Annotated in this window: 15 protein-coding genes and 4 tRNA genes; 6 read left to right on the top strand and 13 right to left on the bottom strand. The window is 56.6% G+C overall.

The window, feature by feature from the left end:
- Positions 1-24: 24 nt before the first annotated feature.
- From hflX to nnr, 7 genes are all read right to left on the bottom strand, one after another.
- Positions 25-1305, bottom strand: a complete 1281-nt coding sequence (hflX, locus tag GM298_RS16785) for a ribosome rescue GTPase HflX (protein ID WP_045284415.1) — start codon at positions 1303-1305, stop codon at positions 25-27.
- 74 nt (positions 1306-1379) lie between these two features.
- Positions 1380-1691: an RNA chaperone Hfq gene (gene hfq, locus GM298_RS16780; RefSeq protein WP_266154633.1), complete on the bottom strand. Its 312-nt coding sequence runs from the start codon at positions 1689-1691 to the stop codon at positions 1380-1382.
- Positions 1692-1776: 85 nt separating this feature from the next.
- Positions 1777-2727, bottom strand: coding sequence for a tRNA (adenosine(37)-N6)-dimethylallyltransferase MiaA (gene miaA / locus GM298_RS16775; RefSeq protein ID WP_025758256.1), 951 nt, complete (start codon positions 2725-2727; stop codon positions 1777-1779).
- Positions 2720-4564, bottom strand: a complete 1845-nt coding sequence (gene mutL, locus GM298_RS16770) for a DNA mismatch repair endonuclease MutL (RefSeq protein ID WP_266154632.1) — start codon at positions 4562-4564, stop codon at positions 2720-2722. Before mutL ends, miaA begins: the two co-directional genes overlap by 8 nt.
- A gap of 9 nt (positions 4565-4573) precedes the next feature.
- Complete coding sequence (gene amiB / locus GM298_RS16765; protein ID WP_266154631.1) at positions 4574-5908, bottom strand: N-acetylmuramoyl-L-alanine amidase AmiB; 1335 nt, start codon at positions 5906-5908, stop codon at positions 4574-4576.
- Between the two features lie 16 nt (positions 5909-5924).
- The gene (gene tsaE, locus GM298_RS16760) at positions 5925-6386 is read right to left on the bottom strand and encodes a tRNA (adenosine(37)-N6)-threonylcarbamoyltransferase complex ATPase subunit type 1 TsaE (protein ID WP_008502923.1); all 462 of its coding nucleotides are present in this window, start codon (positions 6384-6386) and stop codon (positions 5925-5927) included.
- A complete protein-coding gene (gene nnr / locus GM298_RS16755; RefSeq protein WP_266154629.1) occupies positions 6379-7902 on the bottom strand; it encodes a bifunctional ADP-dependent NAD(P)H-hydrate dehydratase/NAD(P)H-hydrate epimerase in 1524 nt (507 codons plus the stop codon). Before nnr ends, tsaE begins: the two co-directional genes overlap by 8 nt.
- Here nnr and queG point away from each other — a divergent pair.
- The gene (gene queG / locus GM298_RS16750) at positions 7901-9040 is read left to right on the top strand and encodes a tRNA epoxyqueuosine(34) reductase QueG (RefSeq protein WP_045284410.1); all 1140 of its coding nucleotides are present in this window, start codon (positions 7901-7903) and stop codon (positions 9038-9040) included. The two genes, nnr and queG, sit on opposite strands and share 2 nt — an antisense overlap.
- A gap of 270 nt (positions 9041-9310) precedes the next feature.
- Here queG and GM298_RS16745 read toward each other — a convergent pair.
- From GM298_RS16745 to orn, 5 genes are all read right to left on the bottom strand, one after another.
- Positions 9311-9386 (bottom strand) — tRNA-Gly (locus GM298_RS16745).
- A 36-nt stretch (positions 9387-9422) separates the two neighbouring features.
- Positions 9423-9498, bottom strand: a tRNA-Gly gene (locus tag GM298_RS16740).
- Positions 9499-9534: 36 nt separating this feature from the next.
- A tRNA-Gly gene (locus GM298_RS16735) sits at positions 9535-9610 on the bottom strand.
- 36 nt (positions 9611-9646) lie between these two features.
- Positions 9647-9722, bottom strand: a tRNA-Gly gene (locus GM298_RS16730).
- A gap of 196 nt (positions 9723-9918) precedes the next feature.
- The gene (gene orn, locus GM298_RS16725) at positions 9919-10464 is read right to left on the bottom strand and encodes an oligoribonuclease (RefSeq protein ID WP_025758248.1); all 546 of its coding nucleotides are present in this window, start codon (positions 10462-10464) and stop codon (positions 9919-9921) included.
- Between the two features lie 107 nt (positions 10465-10571).
- Here orn and rsgA point away from each other — a divergent pair, with 107 nt between their 5' ends.
- From rsgA to mscM, 3 genes are all read left to right on the top strand, one after another.
- Complete coding sequence (gene rsgA, locus GM298_RS16720; protein ID WP_176472200.1) at positions 10572-11624, top strand: small ribosomal subunit biogenesis GTPase RsgA; 1053 nt, start codon at positions 10572-10574, stop codon at positions 11622-11624.
- Between the two features lie 98 nt (positions 11625-11722).
- Positions 11723-12691: an archaetidylserine decarboxylase gene (asd, locus tag GM298_RS16715; RefSeq protein WP_045286605.1), complete on the top strand. Its 969-nt coding sequence runs from the start codon at positions 11723-11725 to the stop codon at positions 12689-12691.
- 19 nt (positions 12692-12710) lie between these two features.
- A complete protein-coding gene (gene mscM, locus GM298_RS16710) occupies positions 12711-16034 on the top strand; it encodes a miniconductance mechanosensitive channel MscM (RefSeq protein ID WP_025758244.1) in 3324 nt (1107 codons plus the stop codon).
- A gap of 44 nt (positions 16035-16078) precedes the next feature.
- Here mscM and epmA read toward each other — a convergent pair whose 3' ends face one another.
- The gene (epmA, locus tag GM298_RS16705; protein ID WP_025758243.1) at positions 16079-17056 is read right to left on the bottom strand and encodes an elongation factor P--(R)-beta-lysine ligase; all 978 of its coding nucleotides are present in this window, start codon (positions 17054-17056) and stop codon (positions 16079-16081) included.
- A 310-nt stretch (positions 17057-17366) separates the two neighbouring features.
- Here epmA and frdA point away from each other — a divergent pair, with 310 nt between their 5' ends.
- Positions 17367-19157: a fumarate reductase (quinol) flavoprotein subunit gene (gene frdA / locus GM298_RS16700; protein ID WP_266154626.1), complete on the top strand. Its 1791-nt coding sequence runs from the start codon at positions 17367-17369 to the stop codon at positions 19155-19157.
- On the top strand, positions 19150-19884 hold the full coding sequence (frdB, locus tag GM298_RS16695; RefSeq protein ID WP_028016426.1) for a fumarate reductase iron-sulfur protein: 735 nt from the start codon (positions 19150-19152) through the stop codon (positions 19882-19884). The genes frdA and frdB overlap by 8 nt, the downstream gene beginning before the upstream one ends.
- The last annotated feature ends 8 nt before the right edge of the window (positions 19885-19892 follow it).

Genomic DNA, 19892 nt, shown 5'->3' with positions numbered 1-19892 from the left:
ATTATTCAGGCATCCCCTTTCTGATCAGACGATATAGTCCGCCAGCGCAGGTTCTTGTTTACAGAGGCGACGCCAGTCAACGATCGGCATACGCACCTGCATCCCCACGCTGCCGTCATCCTCCATCCACTCTTTTTCTATCGCCTGAAGCTGATAAAACCGGCTGCGCAGCCTGCCTTCCTGTGGCGGCAATCGCAGCGTGTGCTGGGCTACCTCACCGGAAAGACGTTCTGTCAAAGCCTGGAAAAGCAGTGGCACACCAATACCGGACTGGGCAGAAAGCCAGACCCGAATCGGTTTGTTCTCTTCATCTCGGTCGATACGCGGCTCGAAATCCTCCAGCATATCGATCTTGTTCATCACCAACAGGGTTGGGATCTCGTGGGCGTCGATCTCTTCGAGCACCACGTTTACCGCGTCGATGTTCTCCTGCACGCGGACGTCTGCCGCGTCAATCACGTGCACCAGCAGAGTCGCCTGTCGCGTCTCCTGCAGGGTGGCTTTAAACGCCGCCACCAGGTCATGCGGCAGATGACGGATAAACCCAACGGTATCCGCCAGCACCGTCTCGCCGACGTCGGCTACGTCGATACGACGCAATGTGGGGTCCAGGGTCGCAAACAGCTGGTCTGCGGCATACACCTGGGCCTCGGTAATCTGGTTAAACAGGGTGGACTTACCGGCGTTGGTATACCCCACCAGCGACACCGTCGGGATGTCGGCTTTTGAGCGCGCGCGGCGCCCTTGCTCACGCTGTTTCTCAACGCGTTCCAGACGTGAGAGGATCTGGGTAATACGGCCACGCAGTAAACGACGGTCGGTTTCGAGCTGGGTCTCACCCGGACCGCGCAAACCAATCCCGCCTTTCTGTCTTTCAAGGTGGGTCCAGCCACGCACAAGCCGCGTCGCCAGATGGCGCAACTGCGCCAGCTCAACCTGCAGCTTACCTTCGTGGGTACGTGCACGCTGAGCAAAAATATCTAAAATCAACCCTGTACGATCGATAACACGGCATTCGCAAAGACGTTCCAGGTTACGTTCCTGAGCCGGAGACAACGCATGGTCAAACAGCACGACTGACGCGCCGGTTGCTTTTACGGCATCCGCAATTTCTACTGCTTTACCTTCACCAACAAAATACTTTGGGTGCGGCGCTTTACGGCTACCGGTAATCACCTGCAATGCTTCGACACCGGCGGAAGAGACCAGAGATTCAAACTCCTGGAGGTCTTCCATATCTTTGTCTTGCGTAAAATAGATGTGTACCAGCACCGCCTGCTCACCGGCATCATAACGGTCAAACAAGCGTAAAATCCTCAAAAAAGATCAGCGGGGAACGCAGGATCGCTGGCTCCCCGTGTGGATAACAGCGCGAAACCTTATTCGGTGTCTTCGCTGTCCTGCGCTGGCGCTGCAGAGCCCTGCGCGTTACTGCCATGATGGTAGTTACTGCCCGTGCCGCCGCCCGCGTTATTGCTGTGATGAGAGACCGGACGAGACGGAACAACAGTAGAGATAGCGTGCTTGTAGACCATCTGGCTGACCGTGTTTTTCAACAGGATCACGAACTGATCGAAAGACTCAATCTGACCTTGCAGCTTAATACCATTCACCAAATAAATAGAAACTGGAACACGTTCCCGACGCAATGCGTTCAGGAACGGATCTTGTAAAGATTGCCCCTTAGCCATTCTATCTTTTCCTTATATGCTTGTTTTGTACTTAGAACCTTGCGATTCTGAAAAATTGCGCACGATACGACTCAATTGTACACATTCAGTGAGCGATATCACCAACAACCTCAATCACTTCGTTTAACGCCTGTTGTGGTTTTTCACTGTCTAGCCAGTGAACCCCCTCCCAACCGCGCAACCAGGTGATCTGGCGCTTCGCTAACTGTCTCGTGGCGCAAACACCTCGATAAACCATTTCATCGTATGAAATCTCACCTTCAAGATACGACCACATCTGGCGGTATCCCACACAACGAATGGAAGGCATGTCCGTATGCAAATCTCCACGGGCAAATAACGCCCGCACTTCTGCTTCAAAATCTGAAGCTAACATCTGATGAAAACGCTGCTCAATTCGTTGATGGAGCAGTTCACGGCTCGCCGGGGCGATGGCGAACTGATGCACCTGATACGGCAGAGCGTCTCCTGACGTTTGCGTCAGTTCCGTTAAAGTTTTACCCGAAATGAAAAAAACTTCCAGTGCCCGGGAAAGCCTTTGCGGATCATTTGGATGGATTCGCGCTGCCGCTACCGGGTCAATCTCCGCCAGTTGCTGATGCAAAACGTCCCACCCCTGCTCTGCCGCCTGCTGCTCAATCTTTGCTCGTATTTCCGGGTCCGCTGATGGCAGAGGAGAGAGCCCCTCCAGCAACGCCTTGAAATAGAGCATGGTTCCGCCAACCAACAGCGGTATACGTCCCGCCGCGGTTATCTCGGCCATCTCGGCTAAGGCATCCCGGCGAAAATCCGCTGCGGAGTAGGCCTGAGCCGGATCGAGAATATCCAGCAAACGGTGCGGTGCCGCACGCAGCTCTTCTGCGTCAGGCTTCGCCGTGCCGATATCCATCCCCCGATAGATGAGGGCGGAGTCGACGCTAATCAACTCTACAGGCAAAACTTTACGCAACTCGATGGCGAGCGCCGTTTTGCCGGAGGCCGTTGGGCCCATTAAAAAAATTGCCTTAGGCAGGCTCGCCTTACTGACATCAATCATGTTTCAGGGCGTTCATCGCCGTTTGTAAATCAACAGGTTGTAATAACCCACCCGGCGGCGTTTTCACCAGATGCGGACAGAGGCGTTCAACCTCCGCCAGCACGCTAATGGCCTGTGCCATGCTCCACGGCGCGTGTTCACTGGCCAGATGGCGGGCGATCCACTGCGCGGTGTTAGCGGCATCAAACGATGTTTGCTGCGCCAGGTAGCCTATCAGTTCAGGAATCAAGTTTTGTAAATTTTGTTGGCGTAAGGGTAAAGGCACTGCACGAATTGTCACATGTTGTGGTTCGAGCACGATTTCAATCCCCATCTGCGCCAGTTGCGGCTCTGCACGCTGCAATACCCTTGTTTCTTCGGGGGATATTTTCAGGCGAACCGGGATCAATAACGGCTGCGCACAGGCCGCATTTTCGCCCGGCGTCAGCTGGACCTGTTTGAGCCAGCGTTCAGCGACCGGCAATGCCAGAAGCATCAATTTGCCGTCACGTTCAAGCAGTGCCATATCCGGCGCGATGATCGTCAGCACCCGGCCAAAACTCTGGCTATGGCCGTCCAGAGAAGGCTGAGGAGCCGGAAGGGATTCTTTACGCTCTACAGCCGGCGTTTCCAGCAGTTTGCGATACAACGCCCCCTGCTGCTTTTGATAGCCAGGCTGGGCATGCGGGTAGTTGGCCCCCGTCGGGCGCGGTGCAGTTCCTGCTGAGGAGAAACGCGGGGCTTCCGGTTCCCGTGCAACGGCAGGCTCCGCAAAATGGTTACGGCCCGCAGCAACACGATTTTCCGGGAACGGGCGCGGCGCAGGTTCTGCCTGTTCCAGCGGCAATGTCGGTTCTACCTGCTGCTGCAGCACGCTGAGCACGGCCTGATAGATAAAATCATGCACCAGTCGCGACTGGTGGAACCGCACTTCATGCTTGGCAGGATGCACGTTCACATCCACCTGATGCGGGTCAATCTCCAGATAAAGCACGAAAGCGGGCTGCTGATCGGCCCCGAGCTTGTCTTCGCAGGCCTGGCGAATGGCGTGATTGATGAGACGGTCGCGCATCATGCGGCCGTTCACGTAGCAATACTGGATCTCCGCAAACGCCGCGCTGCTGGCGTTCGGGTCAGCCACCCAACCGCGCAGCGCCAGATCGCCATGCTGCCACTCAATAGCCAGCGCTTGTTCCAGAAATGGTGTACCGCAGATTGCCCCCAGACGGCGCTCTTTCTGCCCCCCCTCTGCCACCGCGCGATACTGGCGCATCACCTTACCGTTATGGCTGAGGTTGATAGTGACATCGAAACGGGCCAGCGCGATACGCCGAATGATCTCGTCGATATGCCCGAACTCGGTTTTTTCGGTACGCATAAACTTGCGGCGGGCAGGCGTGTTGTAGAACAGATCTAATACTTCAAGCGTCGTACCGACAGGGTGCGCCGCGGGTTTGACCGTCACGTCCATATCGCGCCCTTCGGCGTATGCCTGCCAGGCCTCCTGCTGGTCCGCGGTGCGGGAAGTGAGCGTTAAACGCGAAACCGAGCTGATACTGGCCAGCGCTTCGCCGCGAAACCCGAGGCTGATAATCGCTTCCAGGTCATCCAGAGAGGCTATTTTACTGGTAGCGTGACGGGCCAGCGCCAGCGCCAGCTCGTCTTTTTTAATGCCGCAGCCGTTGTCACGAATGCGAATCAGCTTTGCGCCACCGCGTTCGATATCAATATCAATGCGGGTCGCGCCCGCATCGAGGCTGTTTTCCACCAGCTCCTTCACCACCGACGCAGGGCGCTCCACCACCTCACCGGCGGCGATTTGGTTCGCAAGCTGCGGCGGTAGAACCTGAATCGGCATGAATGCTCCTTAGTTTGTCGCGGTCATCTCACCCGGCAGCGCGGCACTTGCCGTCTGGGCAGCTCCGCCCTGCGGCGCGGACTGCAGCGGATGAGCCTCGAAGTATTTACGCAGACCGTTATAAATCGCTTCGGCAAGCTGTTGCTGATAGCTGTCGCTGCCCAGCAAGCGTTCTTCACTGTTATTGCTGATAAAGCCGGTTTCCACGAGGATCGAAGGAATATCCGGCGAACGCAGAACCCCGAGGCTTGCATGCTCCGGACGGCGCTTGTGCAATGCCCCGATGCCCTGCAACTGGTTCAGTACGTTAGTGGCAACATCATACCCGACGCGCTGGGAATGACCGAACTGTAAATCCAGCACGGCCTGGCTGAGATACGGGTCAGACTGGCTGTTAGCCAGCACATCCCCGGCACCGCCTAACAGTTCAGACTGTTTCTCGTGCTCTTCAAGCCAGTTGGCCATTTCACTGTTTGCCCGGCGGTTCGACAGTACCCATACCGATGCGCCCGTCGCGTTACGGTTTGGTGCGGCATCGGCGTGAATGGAGACCAGGAAATTGGCATTCTGCTTACGCGCCACGTCTGAGCGGCCCATCACTGAGATAAAATAGTCGCCGTCACGGGTGAGCACGCCTTTAAACATCGGGTCGTCGTTTAACAGCGCCCTGAGCTTGCGGGCAACCGCGATAGTGACATTTTTTTCCTGCGTACCACCCGGGCCAATCGCGCCAGGATCCTGACCGCCGTGCCCCGCATCAATGGCAATAATCACTTTGTCACCGCTGACCACGCGGCGTGCGCTGGCCGCAGGACGCGTAACAGTATTGCTGCTGGTGACGCTGGTTATGCGGTCGCTGTCTGTTTTGAAGGGATTACGCGCCGGTTCTGAAGGACGCGGGGTATACACCGGCGCTTCCACGCGTTTCGCGACAACCGGCAGCGGTGGAGGCGGCGGCACGTCTGCATTGATGGTAAACACCACCGTATAGTTCGCACCGTTTTGCTGCTTCACCGCCTTCGTTTTGCCCTTTTCGGTCAAATCGACCACCAGACGCAATGACTGACTATCTTTTGGCGTGCCCGAGCGAATACTTTTCACCAGATTGTTACCGCTGAACTGCAGCGGTAATCCCTGGATCACGCCGGTCTGTTTGATATCCAGCGCCACGCTGTGGCTGTCTGGCTGTGAAAATGCATATTCAGGATCGCCCATAAAGCTGAATGTGATCCGGGCCTGGCTTTCGCCGTTCGAGACCTGAATATCGGAGAGGTTTGCCGCCCCGGCCTGCGCGCACAGTAGTACCGTGGCAGCCAGCAACCAATTTTTAACGCGATTTATCATCCCGTCATCCCTACGCTTAACCGGCCAGACGCGCCAGTAAGGAACTGCCTGATGAGGAAACCGCACTGATGCGAGCCTCACGCCCTTGTGCCTGGTAATCTAAGTGAATTTCGACATCCGGGTCAGGCAGGACACCCGCACCTTGTTGCGGCCACTCCACCAGGCAGATGGCATCATTGGCAAAATAATCACGGATCCCCATAAATTCCAGCTCCTCAGGATCCGCAAGGCGGTATAAATCGAAGTGGTACACCATGAGATTTTCAAGGGTGTACGGCTCTACCAGCGTGTAGGTTGGGCTTTTCACATTCCCGTTATGCCCTAACGCCTGCAAGAAACCCCGGCTGAAGGTGGTTTTACCCGCCCCTAAATCACCATACAGATAAATGACGGTTGCCCCCTGACAGGCCTGCGCCACGCGCTTGCCGAGATCTAAAGTGGCTTGTTCATCAGGTAAAGGAATCGCTCGATTAGTCATTTTCTACGTCAATCACATCCGGGTTAACCACACGCCGCAGCGTGCAAAAGAGATCGGTGGCCAGCATACCGCGTGTACCGTAACGCGCAGCCAGTTTATCTGCCGCGGCACCGTGGGCCACGCAGCCCGCGCAGGCTGCATCATAAAGGGGAAGTTTCTGTCCAAGCAATGCGCCAATGATACCGGAAAGCACATCGCCCATGCCGCCGCTCGCCATGCCCGCGTTTCCGGCATCGATAATGCTCTGAGCCTCATCACTGGCGACAACGGTTCCTGCCCCTTTCAAAACGGCAACACCTCCGTAACGTTTTACCAGACGCTGAGCAGAAAGTAAGCGATCGCTTTCAATTTCTGCCACGCTGCAGTTAAGCAGGCGCGCGGCTTCGCCGGGGTGTGGCGTCAGAATGCGATTGTGACGCTTATCCGGATTGATTGCCAGAAGGTTCAGCGCGTCGGCATCCCACAGCATCGGTTTACGAAAATTCTCGACCTTTTGCAGGGCCTGTTTACCCCACGCCTGCTGTCCAAGACCGGGTCCAATGACGACCACATCCGCCCATTCCAGGCTTTCTTCAAGGGTCTGGAGCGTAAGCTCATGGACCATCAGCTCCGGTCGGGCGGTGATTATCGGCGCAATATTCTCAACGCGAGTGAGCACTCGCACTAAACCTGCACCGCTTCGTAATGCCGCTTCACCGGCCATGCGGATAGCGCCCGCCGTACCGTGATCGCCCCCCACTATCACCAGCTTGCCGTGATCGCCTTTATGGGACGTCGGGCGTCGGGGCGGAAGCCACGCAGCAAGGTGAGACGCATCAAAACGCGCGATGCGCATTTCCTGTCCTGCCAGCCAACTCTCCAGCCCCAGCGCATGGTGGTGCAACACGCCGACCACATCCCGTGCTTTGCCGGTCAGCAAACCCGGTTTCAGGGCAATGAAGGTCACCGTGTGCGCAGCCTGAATCACCGCCCCCGGCGTCGCTCCCGTTTGTGCGAGCAGACCCGACGGAATATCCAGCGCGACCACCGGCGCGGCGTGCCGGTTGGCGTGTGTAATGAGCGCAGCAATGTTTTCGCGAGGCGCGCTGCGCAGGCCGGTGCCCAGCAGACCATCAACAATCAGATCAACATCCTCTGGCCAGACGATATCCGGCGCATGAATCACGCCGCCTGCGTTCAGCCATGCCTCCCGCGCCGCGCTGGCCTCTTCCGGCAACGGTTTATCACTTTCGAGTGCCAGCAACGTCACGCGGATCCCCGCAGCCACTGCAAGACGGGCAACCACGTAACCGTCACCGCCGTTATTGCCGTGCCCGCACATTATCAGCCAGTGTGCAGCATGCGGGTACGCGCTGCGGGCAACGTTAAACGCCGCCTCGCCTGCCCGCTGCATCAGTTCATAAAGGGTGATACCGAGACTGTCAGCCGCCTCTTTTTCGGCATGCCGGAGCGCGTCCGCATGCCAGATGGAATGTGGTATACTTGCGGGGTTTTTCTTCACCGTATGGTCCGTCATGTCACAGCCCCTCGATCTCAATCAGTTAGCGCAAAAAATTAAACAGTGGGGTGCTGAGCTCGGCTTCCAGAAGGTAGGTATTACCGATACCGACCTCTCCGCCAGCGAGCCGAAACTGCAGGCCTGGCTGGATAAACAATACCACGGCGAAATGGAATGGATGGCGCGTCATGGCATGATGCGCGCCCGTCCACACGAGCTTTTGCCGGGCACGTTACGGGTCATCAGCGTGCGCATGAACTACCTGCCCGCCAACGCGGCGTTTGCGCGCACGCTCAAAAATCCCTCACTGGGTTACGTCAGCCGGTACGCCCTGGGGCGTGATTACCACAAGCTCTTGCGTAACCGCTTAAAAAAACTCGGGGAGACTATTCAGCAGCACTGTGTTTCGCTGAATTTTAGACCCTTTGTCGATTCTGCGCCCATTCTTGAGCGCCCGATCGCTGAAAAAGCCGGGCTTGGCTGGACAGGTAAGCACTCACTTATCCTTAGCCGCGACGCCGGTTCGTTCTTCTTCCTGGGAGAATTGCTGATTGATTTACCGCTGCCGGTAGACGGTCCGGTCGAGGAAGGCTGTGGGCGCTGCGTGGCCTGTATGACCATCTGCCCGACAGGTGCCATCGTCGAGCCCTACACCGTTGATGCACGCCGCTGTATCTCCTACCTCACCATCGAACTGGAAGGGGCGATCCCGGAAGAATTTCGACCGCTTATCGGGAACCGGATCTACGGCTGTGACGACTGCCAGCTCATTTGCCCGTGGAACCGCTATTCGCAGCTCACGGATGAAGAGGATTTCAGCCCGCGTAAGGCGCTGCATGCCCCGCAGCTCATTGAACTGTTTGCCTGGACCGAAGCCTGGTTCCTGAAAGTGACGGAAGGGTCGGCCATCCGCCGTATCGGCCATCTGCGCTGGCTGCGAAATGTTGCCGTGGCGCTGGGCAATGCCCCGTGGGATGAAGCGAATATCCGGGCGCTGGAAAGCCGTAGAGGTGAGCACCCACTTCTTGATGAACACATAGACTGGGCGATTGCGCAGCAAATTGAGAAGCGTAATGCCTGCGTGGTGGAGGTGCAGCTTCCTCAGAAACAGCGGCTGGTGAGGGTGATCGAAAAAGGGCTTACGCGGGATGCGTGATATATTCACAGCCTGTGAATAAAAATAAAAACTCAAGCGCCATCTGGGCTTGAGAAGAGATCAAGTGATCTCGATAACATTTTGAAATGAAAATTTATCCTTAAAATACAATGCATTAAAAAGATACTATTCACCCTGCTAACTTTTAGACCGGTTCCGCTAAAGCGCAGTTTCTGTGGATAACTCTGTTTACAAGAGTATTTCAGATGCAATAGAAAACGTCCTCAACGAGGTTATTCGCTGTGGATATTTTGGAGACGAAGAAGAATTTGGAGCGGGAAACGAGACTCGAACTCGCGACCCCGACCTTGGCAAGGTCGTGCTCTACCAACTGAGCTATTCCCGCTTGGGTGGTCCGTGCTGTGGAAGCACTTTCAAATTTTGGAGCGGGAAACGAGACTCGAACTCGCGACCCCGACCTTGGCAAGGTCGTGCTCTACCAACTGAGCTATTCCCGCTTGGGTGGTCCGTGCTGTGGAAGCACTTTCAAATTTTGGAGCGGGAAACGAGACTCGAACTCGCGACCCCGACCTTGGCAAGGTCGTGCTCTACCAACTGAGCTATTCCCGCTTGGGTGGTCCGTGCTGTGGAAGCACTTTCAAATTTTGGAGCGGGAAACGAGACTCGAACTCGCGACCCCGACCTTGGCAAGGTCGTGCTCTACCAACTGAGCTATTCCCGCAAATCTGTACTGCTTTTGTTGCTGTCGTAACGCGTAATTCTCTGTCGTTACGGGAGGCGCATTATACGAGAAATCCTTTTAGCTGCAACCCCCCTGAAAGCGATTTTTTTGAAATTCAGTTCAAATGCTTATTTAATCGGCAAGCTGAACAATTTAACGACAAACAGCCGGCCACGCAAGGCGCCGGTTCTCAAAATCACAGCTTAATAAAGTTTTCGCGATAGTAAGCAAGCTCCGCCACGGACTCGCGGATATCGTCCATCGCCTGGTGCGTCCCCTGCTTTTTAAAGCCATCGAGGATTTCAGGTTTCCAGCGACGCGCCAGCTCTTTCAGGGTGCTGACATCCAGATAACGGTAGTGGAAGTACGACTCCAGCTCCGGCATGTACTTAAACAGGAAACGGCGATCCTGGCCGATACTATTACCGCAGATAGGCGATTTACCTGCCGGTACCCACTGTTTCAGAAACGCCAGCGTCGCCAGCTCCGCCTCGCGGTCACCCAGGGTGCTCGCCTTCACGCGTTCTACCAGACCACTGCCGGTATGGGTACGCACGTTCCACTCATCCATCAACGCAAGCTGATCGTCTGACTGATGCACCGCAATGGTTGGCCCTTCCGCCAGGATATTGAGGTTGGCGTCGGTCACCAGGGTTGCTATCTCAATGATGCGATCGCGCTCGGGATCCAGCCCGGTCATTTCAAGGTCGATCCAAATCAGGTTGTTTTCATCCGCGCTCATGTTATTTTCCACCCTTCTCGCATAACCGGCAGTAGCAGGTTAACTAGTATTAATTAGAGTGTATCATAGAGGTTTTGCCCCTTACGGGCGACCAGGAGCCAGTGCGATTGAGTAAAAATAAACTCTCCAAAGGGCAGCAGCGTCGTGTGAATGCCAATCACCAGCGCCGTCTTAAAACCACTTCGGAGAAGGTCGATTACGACGACAACCTGTTTGGCGACCCGACGGAAGGCGTAGTCATCAGCCGTTTCGGTATGCACGCCGACGTGGAATCCGCCGATGGTGAGATCCACCGCTGCAACATCCGCCGGACCATTCGTTCTCTGGTGACCGGCGATCGCGTGGTCTGGCGGCCGGGTAAAGAGGCCGCGGAAGGCGTGACGGTAAAAGGTATTGTTGAAGCGGTTCACGAGCGCACGTCCGTATTAACCCGTCCCGATTTCTACGACGGGGTGAAACCAATTGCCGCCAACATTAACCAGATCGTTATCGTATCGGCGATTTTGCCTGAACTTTCGCTCAATATAATCGACCGTTACCTCGTCGCCTGCGAAACGCTGCAGGTTGAACCGATCATCGTGCTGAACAAAATCGATCTGCTGGACGACGAAGGCATGGCGTTCGTCAACGAACAGATGGATATCTATCGCAAGATTGGCTACCGCGTCCTGATGGTCTCCAGCTATACCAAAGATGGCCTGAAACCGCTGGAAGAGGCGCTTACCGATCGCATCAGCATCTTTGCGGGCCAGTCCGGCGTGGGCAAATCGAGCCTGCTGAACAACCTGCTTGGCCTCCAGCAAGAGATCCTCACCAACGATGTGTCAGACGTCTCGGGCCTGGGCCAGCACACCACCACCGCGTCGCGCCTTTATCACTTCCCGCACGGTGGCGATGTCATCGACTCCCCGGGCGTACGTGAGTTCGGCTTATGGCACCTTGAACCGGAACAAATCTTCAACGGATTTGTCGAATTCCATGATTATTTAGGTGCTTGCAAGTACCGCGACTGTAAACACGATAACGACCCGGGCTGCGCTATCCGTGAAGCGGTTGAGAACGGTGAAATCGCCCAGACTCGCTTCGAGAACTACCACCGTATTCTTGAGAGCATGGATCAGGTAAAAACGCGTAAAAACTTTTCTGATACTGATAACTGACAACTAAGCTAAGCATCGCTAAAATCGTCCCCCTTTTTTCAGGTTCCGGCGGTATAACGCCGGATCAGGAACGACAAAACAATGGCCTGGAGGCTACCTTGTTAAACGCATTTAAACTTTCGCTTCAATACATTCTGCCAAAACTGTGGCTCACTCGCCTGGCGGGCTGGGGCGCAAGCAAACGCGCAGGCTGGCTGACCAAACTGGTCATCGACCTTTTCGTGAAATATTACAAGGTTGATATGAAAGAGGCGCAGAAGCCGGATACCGCCAGCTACCGCACCTTTAACGAGTTTTTCGTGCGCCCGCTGCGTGACGATGTACGCCCGGTAAACACCGACCCTAACGTCCTGGTGATGCCAGCAGACGGCGTGATTAGCCAGCTGGGTGATATCGAAGACGACAAAATTCTGCAGGCGAAGGGCCATAATTACAGCCTGGAAGCGCTGCTGGCGGGTAACTACCTGATGGCGGATCTGTTCCGTAACGGTACGTTTGCCACCACCTACCTGTCACCGCGCGACTACCACCGCGTGCACATGCCGTGTAACGGTATCCTGCGTGAAATGATTTACGTCCCGGGCGACCTGTTCTCTGTAAACCACCTGACCGCGCAAAACGTCCCGAACCTGTTTGCCCGTAACGAGCGCGTCATCTGCCTGTTCGATACTGAATTTGGTCCGATGGCGCAGATTCTGGTGGGTGCGACCATTGTCGGCAGCATCGAAACCGTCTGGGCTGGCACCATTACGCCGCCACGTGAAGGCGTGATCAAACGCTGGACCTGGCCTGCCGGTGAAGAAGAAGGCTCCGTGGCACTGCTGAAAGGCCAGGAGATGGGCCGCTTTAAGCTGGGCTCAACCGTTATCAACCTGTTTGCGCCGGGTAAAGTGAAACTGGCTGAACAGCTCGAAAGCCTGTCGGTCACTAAACTGGGCCAGCCGCTGGCCATCTCTACTGAAACCTTCGTGACGCCGGATGCAGAGCCTGCACCGCTGCCAGAAGCAGAGATCAAGGCCGAACATGACGCCAGCCCGCTGGTTGACGACAAAAAAGACGAAGGCTAACAACAGAAGGATCGCTGACGTGCGCCCGATTATCGTTCTACTGATGGCCTGGTGCCTCAGCATGGGGGCGTACGCAGCGACAGCCCCCGACGCCAAACAGATAACCCAGGAGCTGGAGCAGGCAAAAGCGGCAAAACCCGCTCAGCCTGAGACCGTTGAGTCACTCCAGTCCGCACTGAACGCGCTTGAAGAGCGGAAAGGCTCTCTTGAGCGCGCTCAGCAGTATCAGCAGGTTATCGACAACTTCCCCAAACTCTCGCAGACGCTGCGCACGCAGCTCGCGAACTTGCGTGATGAACCGCGCGATGTACCCGCCGGCATGACCTCCGATGCCCTGAACCAGGAGATCCTGCAGGTCAGCAGCCAGCTTCTGGAGAAGAGCCGCCTTGCCCAGCAGGAACAGGAGAGAGCGCGTGAAATTGCCGACTCCCTCAGCCAGCTTCCGCAACAGCAAACCGACGCCCGCCGCCAGCTTAATGAAGTTGAACGTCGCATTGGTACGCAAAGCGGCAATACGCCACAAGCTCAGGCCCAAAATCTGGGCCTGCAGGCTGAATCGGCTCGTCTGAAGGCCCTTGTCGATGAGCTGGAGCTGGCGCAACTCTCCGCCAATAACCGTCAGGAGCTGTCGCGGATGCGCTCTGAGCTCGCTCAGAAGCAGAGCGAGCAACTGGACGCGTATCTACAGGCCCTGCGCAATCAGCTTAACAGCCAGCGCCAGCGTGAAGCGGAGCGCGCACTGGAGAGCACCGAACTGCTGGCGGAAAACAGCGATAATCTTCCTGCCGGCATCGTTCAACAGTTTAAGGTCAACCGCGAGCTTTCTGCCGCACTGAATCAACAGGCGCAGCGTATGGATCTGGTGGCTTCCCAACAGCGCCAGGCCACCAATCAAACGCTTCAGGTGCGCCAGGCGCTCAACACCCTGCGCGAGCAGTCTCAGTGGCTGGGGTCATCAAATCTGCTGGGCGAGGCGTTACGCGCCCAGGTCGCGCGCCTGCCGGAGATGCCGAAGCCGCAGCAGCTGGATACCGAGATGGCTCAGCTGCGCGTTCAGCGTCTGCATTTTGAAGATCTTCTCAATAAACAGCCGCAAATCCGCCAGATCCGTCAGGCTGATGGACAGCCGCTCACCAGCGAGCAAAACCGCATTCTGGAAGCCCAGCTGCGGACCCAGCGCGAGCTGCTGAACTCCCTGCTGCAGGGTGGGGATACGCTGATTCTGGAACTGACCAAGCTGAAAGTCTCCAACAGTCAGCTGGAAGATGCGCTGAAAGAGGTGAACGAGGCCACCCACCGTTATCTCTTCTGGACCTCTGACGTACGCCCGATGACCTTCTCGTGGCCCATTGAAGTTGTCCAGGATCTGCGCCGTCTGATCTCGCTGGATACCTTCAGCCAGCTTGGAAAAGCCAGCGTGATGATGCTCACCAGCAAAGAGACCATCTTCCCGCTGCTGGGCGCATTAATTCTGGTGGGCTTCAGCATTTACTCGCGCAGGCACTTTACCCGCTTCCTGGAGCGCTCCAGCGCCCGGGTAGGTAAGGTGACCCAGGATCACTTCTGGCTGACGTTGCGCACCGTGTTCTGGTCAATACTCGTCGCCTCACCGCTGCCGGTGCTGTGGATGACGCTCGGATACGGCCTGCGGGAAGCCTGGCCCTACCCGCTCGCGGTCGCGATTGGCGATGGCGTGACCGCCACCGTCCCTCTGCTGTGGGTGGTGATGATTTGCGCCACGTTTGCGCGGCCCAATGGTCTGTTCATCGCTCACTTTGGCTGGCCGCGTAACCGCGTGGCGCGCGCCATGCGCTACTACCTGATGAGCATTGGGCTGATTGTGCCGCTGATTATGGCGCTCATCATGTTCGATAATCTCAACGACCGGGAGTTCTCGGGCTCGCTGGGACGCCTCTGCTTTATGCTGATCTGCGGGGCGCTGGCCATTGTCACGCTCAGTCTGAAACGCGCCGGTATACCGCTTTATCTGGATAAAACCGGCAGCGGCGACAATATGTTCAACCGCATGCTGTGGAACCTGCTCCTTTGCGCGCCTCTGATTGCCATGCTGGCAGCGGCCGTGGGTTACCTGGCGACCTCGCAGGCGCTGCTGGCGCGACTGGAAACCTCGGTCGCCATCTGGTTCCTGCTGCTGGTGGTTTATCACGTGATCCGCCGTGGGATGCTGATCCAGCGCCGCCGCCTGGCATTTGACCGCGCCAAGCACCGCCGGGCAGAGATCCTCGCCCAGCGAGCGCGGGGTGAAGACGAGCCCAACCATGTCAACAGCACCGAAGGCACGATGGATGCGGACGAGGTTGAACTGGATCTGGATGCCATCAGCACCCAGTCTCTTCGTCTGGTGCGCTCCATCCTGATGCTGGTTGCCCTCCTGTCGGTGATCTTCCTGTGGTCGGAGATCCACTCCGCGTTTGGCTTCCTGGAGAACATCTCGCTGTGGGACGTGACCTCTACGGTGCAGGGCGTAGAGAGCCTGGAGCCCATTACCTTAGGGGCGGTGCTGATCGCCATTCTGGTGTTGATCATCACGACCCAGCTGGTACGTAACTTCCCGGCGCTGCTGGAGCTGGCGCTATTGCAGCATCTGGATTTAACCCCGGGCACGGGTTACGCCATTACCACCATCACGAAATACCTGATTCTGCTCTTTGGCGGGATGGTTGGGTTCTCGATGATAGGTATTGAGTGGTCTAAATTGCAATGGCTGGTCGCCGCGCTGACGTTTGGTCTTGGTTTTGGTATGCAGGAGATTTTCGCAAACTTTGTTTCCGGCCTGATCATCCTGTTTGAAAAACCGATTCGTATTGGCGATACGGTCACGATCCGTGACCTGACCGGTAGCGTAACGAAGATCAACACCCGCGCCACGACGATCAGCGACTGGGATCGGAAAGAGATCATCGTGCCAAACAAGGCGTTTATCACCGAGCAGTTTATCAACTGGTCGCTGTCAGATTCCGTCACGCGTGTGGTGCTGACCGTGCCGGCACCGTCGGATGCCAACAGTGAAGAAGTGACCCAGCTTCTTTACACCGCCGCTGAACGCTGCACCCTGGTGCTCGATAACCCGGCACCGGAAGTGTTCCTGGTCGATCTTCAGCAGGGGATCCAGATTTTCGAGCTGCGTATTTACGCCGCCGAAATGGGGCACCGCATGCCGCTGCGCCATGAGATCCACCAGCTGATTCTGGCAGGCTTCCGCGAACACGGTATTGATATGCCGTTCCCACCGTTCCAGATGCGACTGGAAAGCCTGGACGGGCGGAAAACGGGAAGAACCTTAACCTCTGCGGCGCGTAAACGCCCGGCGGGGAGTGTGTAAGATAAGCGGAGCAACCCTCTCCCATAGGAGAGGGTCAAATGCCGTCAGGCGCGATCGACGGTAAACGCAATCACATCGCCAAGCTGCTCCGCACCCAGCGCCAGCATTACCAGACGATCCACACCCAGCGCCACGCCGGAACAATCCGGCAGGCCTGCTTTTAACGCCTCCAGCAGGTGAGTATCGATGGGCTGCTGCGGCAGGCCGCGCGCGGCACGCTTGCGGTTATCCTGCTCGAAACGCTGCTGCTGCTCGCGTGCGTCAGTCAGTTCGTGGAAACCATTCGCCAGCTCAATGCCTTTGTAATAGACCTCAAAACGCTCTGCCACGCGGTGATCTTCGGTGCTGATCTGCGCCAGCGAGGCCTGGCTTGCCGGAAAGTGATAGACAAACGTTGGACGATCTTTGCCAATCTGAGGTTCAACGCCAAAGGTGAACAACAGCTGCAGCAGCGTGTCGCGATCTTCTTCGGTATCTGCCACGTTGCTCAGATCGAGCTTTGCCGCCACTTCGCGCAGCTGAGTTTTGTCCGCCGATAACGGATCGATTTCCAGATAACGCTGGAAAGCCTGCTGATAAGAGAGCGTTTCCGCCTCGGAACAGTCCAGCACCTGCTGCAGCAGATCGTCCACCTCGTTCATCAGGCGGTACATATCATAATGCGGGCGGTACCACTCCAGCATGGTGAATTCCGGATTGTGGTGGCGCCCCATCTCTTCATTACGGAAGCTGCGGCACAGCTGATACACCGGACCACATCCCGCCGCCAGCAGGCGCTTCATGTGATACTCCGGGCTGGTCATCAGATACAAATTCATGCCCTGAGAGTGGCCAGGACCAACAAAACGGGTTTCAAACGGGACCAGATGAATATCCGTTACCGTTGCCTGACTCATGCACGGCGTTTCCACCTCAAGGACTCCACGGTCGGCAAAGAAACGGCGGATCTCCGTCATAATTGCAGCGCGTTTTAGCAGATTAGGGATGGATGCGCTCGGCTGCCAGGTGGCCGTTTCGCTCATGGGTATTTCTCCGATTTCAGACAAGGGCACGAAGTCTACTCGTTAGCAGGGACAGAGACAAATTTTGCGCAGTAAAAAAGCGGATTTCATATACGTGAGCAATTGCGTGACGCAATTCATCAATCTCCGTGATAAATCACCGAAGAGAACAGCAAAAAAATCGAACACGTCAAATTTCCCTGACATCTACACGGTTATACTGTTTTACCCATAAAGGAGCAGTGGAAACGCTTTCGCAATCGTCCATTTGGACAGGTGAACTACCTTTAGTTTGTCGCCTTGCGAAATAACAAAAATCTGGAGGAATGTCGTGCAAACTTTTCAGGCCGATCTTGCCGTAATAGGCGCTGGCGGGGCTGGATTACGTGCTGCGATTGCTGCAGCGCAGGCTAATCCCAACGCTAAAATCGCATTGATTTCTAAAGTCTACCCTATGCGCAGCCACACGGTGGCCGCAGAAGGAGGGTCCGCCGCCGTTGCGCAGGATCATGACAGCTTTGAATACCATTTCCACGACACGGTTGCAGGGGGCGACTGGCTTTGCGAACAGGATGTCGTTGACTACTTTGTCCACCACTGTCCAACGGAGATGACCCAGCTTGAGCAGTGGGGATGTCCGTGGAGCCGCCGTCCGGACGGCAGCGTCAACGTTCGCCGCTTCGGCGGTATGAAAATAGAACGCACCTGGTTCGCCGCCGATAAAACCGGCTTCCACATGTTGCACACCCTGTTCCAGACCTCTCTTCAGTTCCCACAAATTCAGCGCTTTGACGAACATTTCGTCCTCGACATTCTGGTCGACGACGGCCATGCGCGCGGCCTGGTAGCGATGAACATGATGGAAGGCACGCTCGTCCAGATCCGCGCCAATGCGGTGGTGATGGCGACGGGCGGTGCGGGACGCGTCTACCGTTACAATACCAATGGCGGCATCGTCACCGGTGACGGCATGGGCATGGCGCTCAGCCACGGCGTACCGCTGCGCGATATGGAGTTTGTGCAGTATCACCCTACTGGCCTGCCCGGCTCCGGCATTCTGATGACGGAAGGCTGCCGTGGTGAAGGCGGTATTCTGGTCAACAAAAACGGCTACCGCTATCTGCAGGATTACGGTATGGGTCCGGAAACACCCCTCGGTGAGCCGAAGAACAAATACATGGAGCTCGGTCCACGTGACAAAGTCTCCCAGGCCTTCTGGCACGAGTGGCGTAAAGGCAACACCATCTCCACGCCGCGCGGCGATGTGGTCCATCTTGACCTGCGCCACCTCGGCGAGAAGAAACTGCTGGAACGTCTGCCGTTCATCTGTGAGCTGGCGAAAGCTTACGTGGGTGTCGACCCGGTGAAAGAGCCGATTCCGGTCCGCCCAACGGCGCACTACACCATGGGCGGGATCGAAACCGATCAGCAGTGCGAAACCCGCATCAAAGGTCTGTTCGCCGTGGGCGAGTGTTCCTCTGTGGGTCTGCACGGCGCCAACCGCCTTGGCTCTAACTCGCTGGCGGAGCTGGTCGTCTTTGGCCGCATGGCGGGTGAGCGCGCGATGGAGCGAGCGGCTACCGCAGCCGAAGCCAACAGTGCCGCGCTGGACGCGCAGGTCGCCGACGTTGAAAAACGGCTGAAAGACCTGGTGAACCAGGAGGGTAACGAAAACTGGTCTAAAATTCGTGATGAAATGGGTCTGTCGATGGAAGAGGGCTGCGGTATCTACCGTACCCCTGAGCTGATGCAAAAAACCGTCGATAAGCTGGCGGAACTGCAGGAGCGCTTCAAACGCGTTCGCATCACCGATACCTCCAGCGTCTTCAACACCGACCTGCTCTATACCATCGAGTTGGGTCACGGCCTGAACGTGGCGGAATGTATGGCGCACTCTGCGCTGGCGCGTAAAGAGTCACGCGGGGCACACCAGCGTCTCGATGAAGGCTGTACCGAACGTGACGACGTCAATTTCCTGAAACACACGCTCGCCTGGCGCAATGCAGATGGCACCACACGTCTGGACTACAGCGACGTGAAAATCACCACGCTGCCACCGGCAAAACGCGTGTACGGTGCAGAAGCAGAAGCCGCCGAGAAGAAGGAGAAGGCGAATGGCTGAGATGCAAAAACTGAAAGTTGAAGTGGTGCGCTACAACCCGGAGGTGGACACCGCGCCGCATAGCGCTTTCTACGAAGTGCCTTATGACGAGCAAACCTCCCTGCTGGATGCGCTCGGCTATATCAAAGATAACCTGGCACCGGACCTGAGCTACCGCTGGTCCTGCCGCATGGCAATCTGCGGCTCCTGCGGCATGATGGTCAACAAAGTGCCGAAGCTGGCGTGTAAGACCTTCCTGCGTGACTATACCAAAGGCATCAAGGTGGAAGCGCTGGGCAATTTCCCGATTGAGCGCGATCTGGTGGTCGATATGACCCACTTTATCGAAAGTCTGGAAGCCATCAAGCCGTACATTATTGGCAATCCGCGCACGCCGGATCAGGGTCCCAACACCCAGACGCCGGCCCAGATGGCGAAATACCATCAGTTCTCCGGCTGCATCAACTGCGGTCTGTGCTACGCCGCCTGTCCACAGTTTGGCCTGAATCCTGAGTTCATTGGCCCGGCCGCCATTACCCTGGCGCACCGCTATAACGAAGACAGCCGTGACCACGGTAAAAAAGAACGTATGGCGCAGCTTAACAGCCAGAACGGTGTCTGGAGCTGTACATTTGTGGGTTATTGCTCCGAAGTCTGTCCGAAGCATGTCGACCCGGCCGCCGCCATTCAGCAGGGTAAAGTGGAAAGCTCGAAAGACTTTCTTATCGCTACCCTGAAACCACGCTAAGGAGTGCA

Source organism: Enterobacter sp. HSTU-ASh6 (assembly GCF_026319105.1).
GTDB classification, from domain to species: domain Bacteria; phylum Pseudomonadota; class Gammaproteobacteria; order Enterobacterales; family Enterobacteriaceae; genus Enterobacter; species Enterobacter sichuanensis.
Note: the sequence above shows the minus strand (reverse complement) of the source record. Positions and strands in the feature narration are given on the sequence as shown.